The 14165-nt window shown below is 47.8% G+C and carries 12 protein-coding genes and 1 tRNA gene; 4 read left to right on the top strand and 9 right to left on the bottom strand.

Annotated features, from left to right (window positions below; all coding sequences use genetic code 11):
• Positions 1–67: 67 nt before the first annotated feature.
• The 5 genes from secF to queA form a co-directional block, all read right to left on the bottom strand.
• Positions 68–973 (bottom strand): protein translocase subunit SecF, encoded by a 906-nt coding sequence (gene secF, locus ACZ5DR_RS11805; protein ID WP_377369585.1) that lies wholly within the window; start codon positions 971–973, stop codon positions 68–70.
• Positions 974–988: 15 nt separating this feature from the next.
• Positions 989–2842: a protein translocase subunit SecD gene (gene secD / locus ACZ5DR_RS11800; protein WP_377369583.1), complete on the bottom strand. Its 1854-nt coding sequence runs from the start codon at positions 2840–2842 to the stop codon at positions 989–991.
• Positions 2843–2916: 74 nt separating this feature from the next.
• On the bottom strand, positions 2917–3243 hold the full coding sequence (gene yajC / locus ACZ5DR_RS11795) for a preprotein translocase subunit YajC (protein WP_377369581.1): 327 nt from the start codon (positions 3241–3243) through the stop codon (positions 2917–2919).
• Positions 3244–3318: 75 nt separating this feature from the next.
• Complete coding sequence (tgt, locus tag ACZ5DR_RS11790; RefSeq protein WP_464543918.1) at positions 3319–4437, bottom strand: tRNA guanosine(34) transglycosylase Tgt; 1119 nt, start codon at positions 4435–4437, stop codon at positions 3319–3321.
• Between the two features lie 32 nt (positions 4438–4469).
• A complete protein-coding gene (queA, locus tag ACZ5DR_RS11785; RefSeq protein WP_377369577.1) occupies positions 4470–5531 on the bottom strand; it encodes a tRNA preQ1(34) S-adenosylmethionine ribosyltransferase-isomerase QueA in 1062 nt (353 codons plus the stop codon).
• 224 nt (positions 5532–5755) lie between these two features.
• On the opposite strand from queA, the gene ACZ5DR_RS11780 reads away from it, so the two are divergent.
• Positions 5756–5841: transfer RNA gene (locus tag ACZ5DR_RS11780), tRNA-Leu, on the top strand.
• 74 nt (positions 5842–5915) lie between these two features.
• Here ACZ5DR_RS11780 and ACZ5DR_RS11775 read toward each other — a convergent pair.
• Entirely contained in the window at positions 5916–6203 is a 288-nt protein-coding gene (locus ACZ5DR_RS11775; protein WP_377369575.1) for a hypothetical protein, read from the bottom strand.
• Positions 6204–6428: 225 nt separating this feature from the next.
• Positions 6429–8330, bottom strand: coding sequence for a PhoX family protein (locus ACZ5DR_RS11770; RefSeq protein WP_377369573.1), 1902 nt, complete (start codon positions 8328–8330; stop codon positions 6429–6431).
• 243 nt (positions 8331–8573) lie between these two features.
• On the opposite strand from ACZ5DR_RS11770, the gene ACZ5DR_RS11765 reads away from it, so the two are divergent.
• From ACZ5DR_RS11765 to fhuB, 3 genes are read left to right on the top strand one after another with little or no spacing between them, the layout of a single operon-like run.
• Complete coding sequence (locus tag ACZ5DR_RS11765) at positions 8574–9362, top strand: ABC transporter ATP-binding protein (RefSeq protein ID WP_377369571.1); 789 nt, start codon at positions 8574–8576, stop codon at positions 9360–9362.
• A complete protein-coding gene (locus ACZ5DR_RS11760; RefSeq protein WP_377369569.1) occupies positions 9355–10275 on the top strand; it encodes an ABC transporter substrate-binding protein in 921 nt (306 codons plus the stop codon). Before ACZ5DR_RS11765 ends, ACZ5DR_RS11760 begins: the two co-directional genes overlap by 8 nt.
• Positions 10276–10280: 5 nt before the next feature.
• Positions 10281–12257, top strand: a complete 1977-nt coding sequence (fhuB, locus tag ACZ5DR_RS11755; RefSeq protein WP_377369567.1) for a Fe(3+)-hydroxamate ABC transporter permease FhuB — start codon at positions 10281–10283, stop codon at positions 12255–12257.
• 29 nt (positions 12258–12286) lie between these two features.
• Here the strand turns inward: fhuB and ACZ5DR_RS11750 are convergent, their stop codons facing one another.
• Both ACZ5DR_RS11750 and ACZ5DR_RS11745 read right to left on the bottom strand, forming a co-directional pair.
• Positions 12287–12805, bottom strand: coding sequence for a cytochrome b/b6 domain-containing protein (locus ACZ5DR_RS11750; protein ID WP_377369565.1), 519 nt, complete (start codon positions 12803–12805; stop codon positions 12287–12289).
• Positions 12806–12891: 86 nt separating this feature from the next.
• On the bottom strand, positions 12892–14136 hold the full coding sequence (locus ACZ5DR_RS11745; RefSeq protein ID WP_377369563.1) for an amidase family protein: 1245 nt from the start codon (positions 14134–14136) through the stop codon (positions 12892–12894).
• Positions 14137–14165: the final 29 nt, after the last annotated feature.

Below are 14165 nucleotides of genomic sequence, written 5' to 3'. Positions count from 1 at the left end.
TGCCATTTATTGAATGCACAAAAAAAGCGACCGAATGGTCGCTTTTTTATTTCCTCTCGAAATACCTTTAAGGCATTTCGTCTTCTAACTCTTCTTTTGGAGTCGGCACCAAATCCTCACGGGTCACTTTCTGGGCAAGCAGTAAGTTCGCCGCCACGAAGATAGATGAATAAGTACCAATCAAAATACCAATCAGCAATGCCAATGAGAAGTTGTGAATACTCTCACCACCAAAGAAGAACAGCACGACCAACACAAACAAGGTGGTCATAGACGTAATGATGGTTCGATCTAGCGTTTGGTTGATGGACTCATTAATCAAATCGTAAGGGGTGGTGTCACGCATGATTCGAAAGTTCTCACGAATCCGGTCGCAAACAACGATGGTATCGTTCAAAGAGTAACCGATGACCGCCAATAACGCGGCCAACACCGTTAGGTCAAATTCAAACTCAAACAGGGAGAAAATACCTAACGTGATGATCACGTCGTGAGCCAAGGCCACCACAGAAGCAACCGAGAATTTGAACTGGAAACGCACTGCCACATAGATCATGACGATGGCCAGTGCCAGCAGCATACCTAGTCCGCCCTGCTCACGCAGCTCTTCGCCTACTTGACCACCCACGTACTCAGAACGCATTAGCTCAACACTAACGCTTCCATCAGCACGCAGTACAGACAACACTTCATCACCTAGGGTCGGTGTAAAGGCATTCCCCATACGAACGACCACGTCAGTGGGAGAGCCGAAGTTTTGCACGGTGACATCACTGTAATCCCCATCAGCCAAAAGCTGACGCACATCATCAAGGGCAGGCGCCTGACTGTACTGCACCTCAATCAGGGTACCACCCGTAAAGTCCAAACCAAACTGCAAACCCTTAACCGCTAACGAGCCAAGAGAAATCAACACCATAGCAATGGAGAACATCGCAACGATTTTGCGCATTGCCATAAATGGAATATTCATAATTCAATGCCCTCCTTAAATAAACAGACGTTTGTTTTTACGGCCGCCGTACACCAAATTAATTTGGGCACGCGTCACAAGGATCGCCGTAAACATGGACGTGATGATCCCGAGAGATAAGGTCACCGCAAAACCTTTAACCGGACCAGTACCGACCGCAAATAGGATAACCGCCACCAGCAAGGTCGTAATGTTGGCATCTAAAATGGTCGTGAAAGCACGATTGAAACCAGAATGGATCGCCTGCTGAGTCGGCAACCCAGCTCTGAGTTCCTCCCTTATCCGGGAGAAGATCAAGACATTGGCGTCCACTGCCATCCCCATTGTCAGTACGATACCCGCAATACCCGGCAAGGTAAGTGTGGCAGATAGTAGCGACATACAGGCCATCAACAAGACAATGTTCAATGCCAATGAGATGTTGGCAAACACACCAAACACCTTGTAGTAAACCAACATGAAGGCCATGACCACCAGCAAACCAATTTGCGCAGACAAAACACCTAAACGAATGTTTTCTGCACCTAGGCTAGGACCAATGGTACGTTCTTCCACAAAATAAATTGGCGCAGCCAACGCCCCTGCACGCAATAACAAAGCAAGTTCAGAGGATTCACGTGGGCTATCAAGCCCGGTAATACGGAAGGAGTTACCCAAAGTCGTCTGAATCGTTGCAAGAGAGATAATGCCTTTCTCGCTGTAACTTCGACGCACCTCGTTCACTTCACCGTTTTCGTCAGTCACAAAACGAGTACGGCTCTTGTGCTCAATAAACACAACCGCCATATTGCGGCCCACTGCGGTACGAGTGACTCGCGCCATGGCCGAACCACCGCGACCATCTAGGCTGATGTTTACCTGTGGACGACCATTCTCATCAAAGGACGAGTTAGCATCCGATACGCTGTCACCTGTAATGATCACATCACGATCCAAACGCGCGGTTCGACCACTGCCATCACGGAACGTTAAGGTATCAGTGTCTGCAGCATTGGCGTCAAGACCCGCTTCAAGACGAAATTCCAAGTTTGCCGTTGCACCAATAATACGTTTTGCAGCGGCCGTATCTTGAACACCCGGCAACTCCACCACGATGCGATTGCTGCCTTGGCGCTGAACCAATGGCTCTGCCACACCTAGCTCGTTCACACGATTACGAAGGGTGGTTAAGTTCTGCTGCAATGCATAAGCTTCGATCTCACGGGTAGCCGCTTCTGTAAAGCTCACATCAACGTAGTAATCGTCGCCCTCGTCACGAGTGCTGTAGATGTATTCAGGGAAAGCATCTTCTAATAAGTTCTCAGCTTGAGACTGGTCACCTTCCTGTAAGAAGCGAATCGACATAACCCCATCAGTAATGTCTACACTACGGTAACGAATACGCTCTTGACGAAGGGAGGTCTTCATCTCACTTGCGGCCACATCCAAACGCTGTTTCAAAGCCGCCGGCGTATCCACTTCCAATAAGAAATGAACGCCTCCACGAAGGTCCAAGCCTAACTTAGCCGGGCCTGCACCAATTGCCGCCAACCAATCTGGTGTGGTTGGTACTAGGTTTAATGCAACAACGAAGTTGTCCCCAAGTGCCGAAGCGACAACCGGCTGGGCCGCTAGTTGGTCCTCACCGTTATTAAAACGTAAGGTACCGCCAGCAGACGTTAACTCTGCTTGCTTTAATTCAATTCCGGCTTCTTCCAAAGCCTGAGCAGCTTGATTCAATGAACGCTGATCAACCACAGTTGTGGCTTTTTGAGTGGATAGTTGTAGTGCTGGGTCATCTGGATAAAGATTAGGCAATGCGTAAATAACACCGAATACGATGACCAGCAAAATAAGCAAATACTTCCACAAGGGGTACTTGTTAAGCATGGATAGTCCTTGGAACTAGAGAAAAAAATAACCAAGAAAATAGAAAAGCGCCGTAAGGCGCTTTTCCATAGACATTAGATTGATTTCAGAGTGCCTTTTGGCAATACCGCAGCAATAGCGGACTTCTGGAATTTCATCTCAATGTTTTCAGCAACGTCTAGTACAACATAGTTATCATCAACTTTTGTTACTTTACCTAGAACACCACCGCTTGTTACCACTTCAGTACCTTTTGCTAAGGAAGCCAACAAGTTTTTATGCTCTTTGGCACGTTTTGATTGTGGGCGCCACATCAAGAAGTAGAAAATGATGACGAAACCTACCAACAGAACTAGGTTAAAAATACCTGCGTCTGCCGGAGCGCCACCTTCAGCGTAAGCTGGTGAGATCAAAGCGATCATGGTGATTACTCTCCAATGGTTAATAAAACGGTTGCACTTTTGTTCAAAAGACAAACAAAAACACTTTTTTGATCATTATTCGCTCAGCGGTGGGGTTTCCATACCACGTTTTGCGTAAAATTCATCAACAAAGGCGTCAAATCTACCTTCATCAAGCGCCTTACGCAATCCCGCCATTAAGTTCTGGTAGTAGCGTAAGTTATGAATGGTATTAAGCTGAGCTCCTACCATTTCTTGACACTTATCAAGATGATGTAAATATGACCGAGAAAAGTTTTTACAAGTGTAACAGTCACATTCTTTATCTAACGGATTGGCATCATGGCGGTGAAACGCATTACGAATACGCACAATCCCTTCCGAAGTGAACAAATGACCGTTACGGGCGTTGCGGGTTGGCATCACACAGTCAAACATGTCGACACCTCGGCGGACACCTTCCACCAAGTCCTCTGGCTTGCCGACCCCCATTAAATAACGGGGCTTATCTTCGGGCATTTTATGGGCCAGATGATCAAGAATGCGCACCATGTCTTCTTTTGGCTCGCCTACTGACAAGCCTCCAATGGCATAGCCATCGAAGCCGATATTCGTCAGCCCTTCAAGGGATTCATCCCGAAGCTGCTCATACATACTGCCCTGAATGATACCAAATAAAGCAGAAGGACTGTCACCATGAGCCTCTTTGGAACGCTGGGCCCAACGCAGACTCATACGCATAGATTTAGCGGCTTGGTCTTCCGTGGCTGGATAAGGCGTACACTCATCGAAGATCATCACAATGTCCGAACCAAGATCCCGCTGTACTTGCATCGAGATCTCTGGGCTTAAGAACACCTTGTCACCATTTACAGGGGAGCGAAAACTTACGCCCTCTTCGGTGATTTTACGCATGGCCCCCAAAGAAAATACTTGGAAACCACCAGAATCCGTCAGGATTGGCTTTTTCCATTGGGTGAAGTCGTGCAAGTCACCATGAGCTTTGATTACATCCGTTCCGGGGCGCAACCAAAGATGGAAAGTATTACCCAAGATAATGTCTGCACCGATCTCTTCAATATCACGAGTCAGCATACTTTTAACTGTGCCATAGGTGCCCACGGGCATAAAAGCTGGGGTTTCTACATCGCCCCGTGGAAAGCTCAAGCGCGCACGGCGAGCCTTACCTGAGGTTTTAAACACCTCAAAGTCCATAAAACATTCTGGACGTTTATCTGACATTCGTCTTATTCCTCAACTTTCGTCCCGACAACCTCTGGGTTGCGGGTAATAAACATGGCATCGCCATAACTGAAAAATCGGTACTTTTCTTCTACGGCTACCCGATAAGCATTCATCACATGATCATAGCCAGCAAAGGCACTGATCAACATGATCAAGGTGGACTCTGGCAAATGGAAATTCGTTACCAAGGCATCAACCGTTTTAAACTCATAGCCCGGATAGATAAAAATGCTCGTGTCGTTGGCCATAGGCTCAATCACACCTGATTGACTGGCAGACTCTAAAGAACGCACACTGGTGGTACCCACGGCAATGACACGCTTGCCATTGGCTTTCGTGGCCCGCACCTGCTCTACCACTTCTTCAGATACCTCAGCATACTCAGAGTGCATGATATGGTCTTTCACATCATCCACACGGACTGGCTGGAAGGTTCCCGCGCCAACATGCAGTGTAACAAAGGCAACCTTTACGCCTTTCGCCTTCAACTTTTCCAACAGCGCATCATCAAAATGAAGTCCCGCTGTGGGTGCGGCTACCGCACCAGGGGTTTTGTTGTACACCGTCTGATAGCGCTCTTGGTCACTCTCATCATCAGGGCGCTCAATATATGGCGGCAATGGCATGTGACCCACCGCTTCCAACACTGACAAAACCGGCTCATCAAACTTCAAGTGAAATAAAGTATCATCACGCCCCACCATGGTAGCTCCATGGGATGCACCTCTGTCGGTACCTAGCTCTAAGCGATTACCTACTTTAGGAGACTTACTGCAACGGACGTGAGCCAAAATTTCATGTTCTGACAGAAGGCGCTCAACGAGAAGCTCTAGCTTGCCGCCTGACTCTTTTTGACCAAACAATCGGGCAGGAATTACACGGGTGTTGTTAAACACCATCAAATCACCCGCTTCAACAAAATCCAGTACATCAGTGAATGTATTGTGAGACAAAGCACCACTCGGGCCATCTAGCTTGAGCAAACGGCTAGCGGTACGCTCCGGCATAGGGTAGCGTGCGATGAGCTCCTCAGGCAGCTCAAAGCGATAATCAGACACGCGCATAATGAGTTATTTCTAGTACCTATAAAATTGATGCGGCATTTTATCGAATTTCTGACCAGTTGGGTACGTTAACTCAGGATTTCCCTTTTTATCTGATGCTTTATTATGCGTTATGAGACAGCAACTGTTCAGGGTTTAACCAAGCCACAAGTGTTTTAAACTTTTTCAATTTAAGTATTGACTCTATCGGAGAAACCTAGATAATACGCACCACCTTTTTCAAGGCCAGTGTGGTGGAATTGGTAGACACGATGGATTCAAAATCCATTGCCTATAAAGCGTGCCGGTTCGAGTCCGGCCACTGGTACCATCTTTTAGATGCGAAAAGCCCCAAGCAAATGCTTGGGGCTTTTTTCGTTCTTAGGGGAAATAGAACCGAAAGCCCTATTTCTTATTCCCACCTTTACCGCCACCATTATTGGAGCCAGCACTGCGAGACGCTCTTCCCTGATCAGATGCATTACTGTGTGCCGTGCGCTCAATAACGCCACGATTGTCAGATATATAGCTGCCAGACTCATCCTGATGCAACAATAAGTGCTTATCACTGCTATTTAAACTGAAGCCAACTTGATTCTCTAGATCGTCTGCATAGGCGGCGGGAACACCACTCAAAGCCAACACAGCAGACAGAGCCGTAACTTCAATGACGCGCTTTGATTTAATTGCCATGATACCTCTCCTCATTTACGTAGAGCATGGATCACAAAAGCAGATCCGCTCGATAGAGAGAAGTGTATGCAAGACCTTAGAAACCAACTACCAAGTTATTGCAAATCTCTTGTATGCAGTCTCTAAAGTCTTTCCAAAGCGCTCAAAAACCACTCATTCAGCAGCGCCTTTAACCGCCAACAAAAAAACGGCGCACTAGGCGCCGTTTTTCCTACTAAGGCTGTATTAACCGATAATGGCGCCGTCTTCACGGGAAATGGCAATCACACTTGATCGTGGCATGCCTCCATTTGGCCAAACCGAATCGCCCTTCTCACCTGGATGCTGAACACTAACAAACATAGTTGTACGGTCAGCACTCCATGCGGCACCAGTGATTTCACACTCTTTTGGCCCCACTAAGAAACGCTTAATTTCACCTGTTTCAGGATCACCCACTAGCATTTGGTTATTGCCTTGACCTGCAAAGCCCCCTTCATTTGAGTAGTTACCGTCTGTTTGAATCCACAGTAGGCCTTTTTTGTCAAAACGAAGACCATCTGGAGAGTTAAACATATTGTCTTTGTTAACGTTCTTAGAGCCAGCATTAGCATCATCGTACACAGCAGGGTTACCCGCTAGAACAAACAGATCCCAAGTGAATTTCTCTGCAGTGTGGTCCTGATTAGCAGGCACCCAGCGTACGATCTGGCCGAAGTTATTTTTCACACGTGGGTTCGGACCTACTGCAGGGGTGGCATCGCCACCCGCGTTTGGCTTAACACCACGGTTTTTGTTGTTGGTTAAAGCACAGAAAACTTCTGCTTTGTTTGGATTAGACGCCACCCACTCAGGGCGATCCATTGTGGTTGCCCCTAATTTAGAAGCAGCAAGACGGGTGTAAATAGCAATTTCTGCTTCCGTCATACCCGTCGATTCTGGCGTTAGAGCCATCCAATGACCAGTATTGTTTTCATTGAACTTAGCGACGTACAAAGTACCTTCTTCAAGAAGGTTTGAATTATCACCACCGGAAACGTACTTATTCTTAGACACAAAGCGGTATAAGAACTCACCACGCTCATCGTCTCCTAAGTACACGACCACATGACCATTGGCAGCCACTTCTACTTCCGCGTTTTCATGCTTGAAGCGACCTAGAGCGGTACGCTTTTTAGGTCGCGCAGTAGGATTCATTGGATCAATTTCAACGATGTAACCAAAGCGGTTTGGCTCTTGTGGCTCTTTAGATAGGTCAAAACGCTCGTCTGCCATGGCCCAGCTGTAACCCCAATCATCATGACTGATGCCGTAACGCTTCATTTGAGATGTCAGTGGGAATTCTTTATTTGAAGAAGAGAAGTAACCATTGAAGTTTTCTTCACAGGTTAAGTAAGTGCCCCATGGGGTTTGTCCATTACCACAGTTATTCCAAGTTCCTTTCGCCACGACACCGCGAGGGTCCGCTTTGGTTTTAAGCAAGTCATGACCGCGGGCTGGACCGGTAATGTCCATTTCGGTATCCGCAGTAATACGGCGGTTAAATTCGGAGTCCTTAACAATCCCCCAATTACCACCAGTACGAGCAATTTCAACCACTGACACACCGTGAGCGGCTTTACTTTTACGAATGTCATCCGCAGTCGTTGGCTTGCCGTCGGCACGGTTAGCATGAAGTGTATTAAGGTTAGTGTATTCGTTGTTTACACATAGGATTTGACGACCGTTATGAACAAACAGTGCCATACCGTCGTTGTGGTCCCCAAAGGCCATTTCTTGCGATGCACCGGTACCACCCGTTTTAGGATCAAAAGCAGGTGCGTTTGAGAACAAAGGCTCACCCCAAGACGCCAACACTTCCCACTTGTAACCTTTCGGCACTGTCACTGTGTCATGGGCATTTGCTTTCACCATTTCAAACGCTAGGCGAGACATTTTCATCTCTTCACCAGCGAGCGCTTTACCTGCCGCAAGTGTTGTAGATCCCATTACGAACGCTGTTGCGCCGACTGCGGCACCGCCAGAGAGGAAACCACGGCGAGAGACCATGGCTTTTGCCGTTTCTTCAAACTCAACCACTTCCATCGCCGGACGGACCATTTCATCGTGCTCATCAAACCCTAGCACTTGATCTTGCTTAACTGACATCGCAATTCCCTCAATCGAATATTTTAGTTTTGTTGCGGTACCTACCCTTCCACAAAGCAGGCCCGAAAAATAAAGACCAAAACATTTAGCCTACGAGAGATGTCAGTTACATGATGTTTGCATGACAGTTTGGTGAACCAAATGAAACGATAATGCAAATGATTCGCAATATTTCAACGAGTTTTGTATTATGGCGCGCTCAATCATTTCTTTGAAAGAACCGAATCGGAGTTTCCATCTCACATGTATCAGTTATCCGACGTTCTTATGACTCGCGACGATCGTTGTATTCTAGACATTCCAACACTCACGATCCCGACCGACAAACTCACTGTTGTGCTTGGCCACAATGGCTCAGGCAAGTCTACTCTTGTTAGCTTGCTAGCAGGACAACAAGCCCCAGACCAAGGCCTAGTCACGCTAAACGGCAAACCCATGGCGCAATTTAACGCTAAAGCGTTAGCAAAAGAGGTGGCCTTTTTACCTCAGAAGCTGCCCGCCTCCGCAGGCTTAACCGTGCGCGAAGTCGTCAGACTGGGAAGATTTCCGTGGCGTGGACTGCTGGGCCGCTGGTCCAAAGAAGATGAGCAATTGGTAGACGCGGCCATGGCACAAACCAAGGTCACAGAGTTTTCGCACCATCTTGCTGACAACCTGTCCGGCGGGGAGAGACAGCGAGCATGGGTGGCCATGCTATTAGCACAGCAGTCGCCCGTCTTGATTTTGGACGAACCTACGTCAGCACTGGATATCCAACACCAATATCATCTAATGGCGCTACTGGCTCACATTACCCAAGATGCTGCTAGAGGCATGATCGTAATCCTTCATGACCTTAACTTGGCACTACTTTACGCCGATCACATTGTCGCTCTTGCAAAAGGAAAGATCGCATTTGAAGGTAATAAAGAGCTTTTATTGGACGAGGAACGACTTTCAGCGCTTTACAACACCTCAATAAAATTAATCGACCACCCTGTCAGTGCCAACAAGCTGGCTGTTGTCTGTCCTGAGGAACTTGCCCATGCCTAATATCAGCGCTTCATTAAAGGCCATTGTGTCATCGATTATGGCGCTGTTCATAAGCAGTTCAGCCTTAGCCTTCACCCTTGAAGACAATCGTACTACTCATACGTTTAACCATACTCCGAAGCGCGTGGTATCGCTCAACTGGGATTTAACGGAACAAGTCATTGAGCTAGGAATTATTCCAGTGGGTGCCACAGAAATTCAGTCTTACAATGAGTGGGTGATGCAACCTCCAATCCCAGATCAAGTCCCTGATGTGGGCACTCGTGCTGAGCCTAATTTAGAGCGCATTGCTGCCCTGACTCCCGATGTCATTCTTGCCACAGCCACTCAAGCAGACATCATTCCCGCTCTTGAGAAAATAGCGCCAGTTGTCTATCTAGAAAACTATACCGCCGATGTGAACGCTGGCGAGGTGGCTATCCAACAGTTTGTGTTGCTTGGCAAATTGTTTGGTCAATCAGAGTTGGCTAATCAAAAAATCGCCGAACTCGATAATGAGTTCACGAGATTAAAGGCTCAATTGACAGAGGCCTTCGGATCAGACTTACCTAACGTATTGCCTGTGAGACTCAGTGATGAAAGCTCGGTATTCTTATTTACCGAAAACTCCACCTCGGACTATGTTCTCAAACGACTCGGATTAACCAACCCCATTCCCTTACCAGCGGCCCAATGGGGCGTCACTCAAAAGCGCATTGACGTACTTAAAGATGTCACGAATGGCTATGTTCTAAACATTTTACCCTTCCCCTACTGGGATAAATTAAATCGTTCATATCTTTGGAAAGCGATGCCATTTGTTCGGGAGCAGAGAATCAATTCCGCAGACCCCGTGTGGAGCTATGGTGGAGCCATGTCGTTGAAATATTTGGCAGAGGGTTATACCCAAAGCTTGCTTGAACTCGCGGAATAATTTCCATGGAACGCCAGATTACTAAAGTCTCCATCCCATTAATGGTTTGCGCTCTGATTGCTTGTATCTTGTTGGGAACAAATTTGCCCTTTAATCAACAATGGCATCTGATCACTCAGTCCACGTCACCAGAGAGCTTTGCCGATTTCAGTTATCTTTTTGGGCATTTGCCACGATTAACAATGGCACTAATCGTTGGCGCAACTTTTGGCTTAGTTGGCAGCTTAATGCAGCAACTCACCCAAAACCCCCTCACCTCACCTCTTACGTTAGGTACGTCTTCTGGCGCCTGGCTAGCACTGATCATACTGAATGTATGGTTTACCCAATGGGTGGGCGATTACGCGGTATACGCTGCCATGGCGGGCTCTTTCGCAGCGTTTTTTCTCATTCTCGCCATCGTCGGCATCGAGAATATGACAGGGCTGCCTGTTGTCGTAGCGGGTATGGTTGTGAATATTCTGCTGGGGGCCATTGCCACTGGCATCATGCTGCTTAATGAGCAATTTGCGCAAAATATTTTCATGTGGGGAGCTGGGGATCTTGCACAAAATGGCTGGGAAGACATTCTCTGGTTACTACCAAAGCTGCTTCTAATCATCCCCCTGCTTATTTTTGCGCCACGGATTCTAATGTTAATGCGTCTTGGTCAAGACAATGCCACCGCTCGCGGCCTCGCCGTCTTGCCGACATTCTTAGCACTGATTGGGGCTTCCATATGGCTCACTTCCAGCACCATTACCATAGTAGGCGTCATTGGCTTCATCGGCTTAATTGCCCCTAACTGCGCTCGCGCTATGGGGGCTAGAACACCGCGGCAAGAGTTGCTGGCCAGTATGGTACTGGGTGCCATCTTTCTACTGCTGACGGATCGAGCTGCATTTTTTCTAAGCCAGATGACCTCAACTGTCATTGCAAGCGGCGTCACCACTGCTCTGGTCGGCGCGCCCGCCCTGATTTGGTTTTGTCGGCGCAAGCTTAGGGCGCAGGACAGCCTTGCTCTGATATTACCCAAAGGTAAATCTAACCTTAGCCCCTTTACCTTACCTATCTTAGGGGCGGCCTTTTTGCTTGGCCTAATACTGACGACCACTATCCAGCTTGATAGTGGCATTTGGACTTGGCAGCTTCCTTCAGAGTATCAATGGATGGTTCGTTGGCCCAGAATGCTCAGTGCCATAGCGGCTGGTATGGGTCTTGCCATCGCAGGCGTGCTGCTACAACGACTGATCTACAATCCTCTTGCCAGCCCGGACATTTTAGGGGTGTCAGCCGGTGCCACATTTGCCATTGTGGTGACCACGTTAGCCTTCGGTAGTAGCGCCCTATCGACCCATTGGACAACTGCTATTGTCGGTAGCCTATCGGTTTTAGGGTTATTGCTATTGTTAGGTAAACGACACCAGTTCGCCCCTTCTAGCTTGATACTTACGGGGATTGCGGTGACTGCCTTACTGGATGCCGCCATTCAATTCTTTTTATCTCGAGGTACTTCTGACAGTTACCGCATATTACTTTGGTTGGCCGGCTCCACTTATCGCGTAAGCCCAAGTCAGAGTGTCTTGTTAGCGGTCAGTATGGGCGTTATGTCCTTTGGGGCTTTGCTCTGCTCTCGCTGGTTGACGCAGCTATCAATTGGACGTGGATTCGCAGCGGCACGAGGAGTCCCCGTTCAATGGGCAAGTCTTACCCTACTTTCATTAGTGGCGCTTTTGTGTGCCACTATTACCGCCACCTTAGGACCTATTTCGTTTATCGGTTTAATCGCACCTCATATGGCAATCATGCTAGGTGCCACGAAAGCTCGCGCACAAATTGGTTGTGCTGGCTTGCTGGGGGCGACGTTATTGCTGTGGGCTGATTGGTTCGGACAGGTCATTCTGTACCCTGCTCAAATCGCTGCAGGGACAATTGTGTCGATTGTCGGCGGCCTATATTTTATCTTGCTGCTGCTACATAACCGGACAACCCGAAGACATTAATACTAAAAAGGCGTTTCCAAGAATGCTTGTTAGCGCCTTGTCACTCGACCCGTAATCATTTGAGCAATGAGATTCCTTGGTCCTTTGAGCGTAAATACAACTACCGCTAACACATGCATAAACACCATCACCAGTGTGGAATTAGCAAAGAATCCGTGAACCTCCTCCGCCAAGTGAGCACCACTAAACACTCCTTCAATCGCCCAACCACTTAATCCTGTTAAGGCCAGCCCTATGAGCAGTGCAAAGATCATTATGGCTCCGAGAGGGTTGTGACCATTATCTTCAGGTATATTCCCTGAGATTAACTCTTGAATATGAGTGCGTATGGCTAATTTACTAGGAAAGAAGTTTGCGAAGCGGGCATTATGGGTGCCTATTAGCCCCCATACTACACGTATGACAAGCATGCTTAAGACATAATAGCCTGCCCATTCATGCAACTCACTGCCCTCTTCAAGTATGAGAGCGTTTAGCAGAAAAGCGGCTGCCACCGTCCAGTGAAAAACCCTGACAACAGGATCCCAAATGATTATTGAGTGGCGCATTACGCAAGCCTCATCCAAATTAAGGTGAGACAAACATAAGCTGGTAAGATTAATTCAGCCTTAATTTAGGCAGAAGACCCTCAGGTCTAAGAAAAAACAGTTTCCAGCTTCTCTGCTACCGCTAACAGATCCGCATCTCGACCATGACAAGCGGTCAACATGATACCAATAGGCATACCTTGCGATTGATAGGGTAACGAAATGCTGCAGCCATCCAGTACGTTTGCAAGGGTGGTGTTGCGCAGACAAAGCAGGTTCATCTGATCAAATACCCCGTCATCTTCAAGAGACTCAAAGGTTGGTGGAAGGCAAGCCACCGTAGGCATAAGCAAAAAAGTATTCCGCTCTGCAGCTTGATAATCGCCTTTGATTCGATCTCTTAAGACGCAGGTTTGCATAAAGTCTTCATCTGACACTTCCGTCCCCCGAGCCATTCGTTTTCGCACCCGCGGATCAAGCTGATCACTGCTTAGATCAAAAAGTGATTGGTAGGCTCGGCGACTTTCCACTGCAGAAAACTGCCAAACAGGAAGTTCTTTGTAGTCATCCAACTGAGGAATATGTCGCCGCTCGACAATAATCCCTAAGGATTCTATGTTGGCAAGCGCTTGCTCAAATCCTTCTTTAACAATAGGATCAAGATCGTCAAACCCAAAGTTGGTGGGCACTACAAGATAAATGGGATCTTGAGTTTCATCGGCCTGCTTGCCAGATAACACTTCCCAAGCCTGTCGACAGGTTGCCACATCTCTTGCGATAGGCCCCACACTGTCCAGTTCATTGGACAGAGGCAAGCAACCTTGTCGCGACACTGAATCCTGAGTAGGTTTAAACCCAGTTAAACCACAAAATGCCGCTGGAATGCGCAGGGAGCCCCCGGTATCCGTGCCCAAAGCAATGTCAGCTAAGTTGAGTGCCACCGATACGGCGCCACCACTGGTGGAGCCGCCAGGAATACGACCGGGTAACAAGGGGTTGTCAGGGGTGCCATAATGAGGATTTAAACCCAATCCAGAGTACGCTAATTCGGTCATATTGGTATGGCCCACCAACTTGGCACCAGCACTGATTAAACGGGTAACCACCTCTGCATTCGCTTGAGCAATGCCTTGATTGAGTATCTTTGTTCCGCCGGTAGTAGGATATCCCAATACATCAAATGTGGACTTAATAGACACCAGAGCGCCAGATAGCTCTCCCTCGTGGGAAGGAAGTGATTCCAGATCAAATACATCAATAAATATCGAGTTATCCGCTTGCTCAATGCGCTCTTGGAGCGATTCCAAATGACTTGCTAGGCCTCTGTTTCGCCAAGGAAATGTTGCGCTCATATCCATACCACCCTGTCTCTCGAAAACTT

Source organism: Marinomonas vaga (assembly GCF_055388305.1).
The sequence above is the reverse complement of the archived record's forward strand: the minus strand, read 5'-3'. Positions and strand labels throughout refer to the sequence as shown.

Excerpts from the sequence above, each read along its gene's own strand:
- ACZ5DR_RS11745 (WP_377369563.1), bottom strand. The coding sequence starts at position 14,136 with ATGAGCGCAACATTTCCTTGGCGAAACAGAGGCCTAGCAAGTCATTTG.
- tgt (WP_464543918.1), bottom strand. The coding sequence starts at position 4,437 with ATGGACTTTGAGGTGTTTAAAACCTCAGGTAAGGCTCGCCGTGCGCGC.
- yajC (WP_377369581.1), bottom strand. The coding sequence starts at position 3,243 with ATGATCGCTTTGATCTCACCAGCTTACGCTGAAGGTGGCGCTCCGGCA.
- ACZ5DR_RS11760 (WP_377369569.1), top strand. The coding sequence starts at position 9,355 with ATGCCTAATATCAGCGCTTCATTAAAGGCCATTGTGTCATCGATTATG.
- fhuB (WP_377369567.1), top strand. The coding sequence starts at position 10,281 with ATGGAACGCCAGATTACTAAAGTCTCCATCCCATTAATGGTTTGCGCT.
- queA (WP_377369577.1), bottom strand. The coding sequence starts at position 5,531 with ATGCGCGTGTCTGATTATCGCTTTGAGCTGCCTGAGGAGCTCATCGCA.
- ACZ5DR_RS11770 (WP_377369573.1), bottom strand. The coding sequence starts at position 8,330 with ATGTCAGTTAAGCAAGATCAAGTGCTAGGGTTTGATGAGCACGATGAA.
- ACZ5DR_RS11750 (WP_377369565.1), bottom strand. The coding sequence starts at position 12,805 with ATGCGCCACTCAATAATCATTTGGGATCCTGTTGTCAGGGTTTTTCAC.
- secD (WP_377369583.1), bottom strand. The coding sequence starts at position 2,842 with ATGCTTAACAAGTACCCCTTGTGGAAGTATTTGCTTATTTTGCTGGTC.
- secF (WP_377369585.1), bottom strand. The coding sequence starts at position 973 with ATGAATATTCCATTTATGGCAATGCGCAAAATCGTTGCGATGTTCTCC.
- ACZ5DR_RS11775 (WP_377369575.1), bottom strand. The coding sequence starts at position 6,203 with ATGGCAATTAAATCAAAGCGCGTCATTGAAGTTACGGCTCTGTCTGCT.
- ACZ5DR_RS11765 (WP_377369571.1), top strand. The coding sequence starts at position 8,574 with ATGTATCAGTTATCCGACGTTCTTATGACTCGCGACGATCGTTGTATT.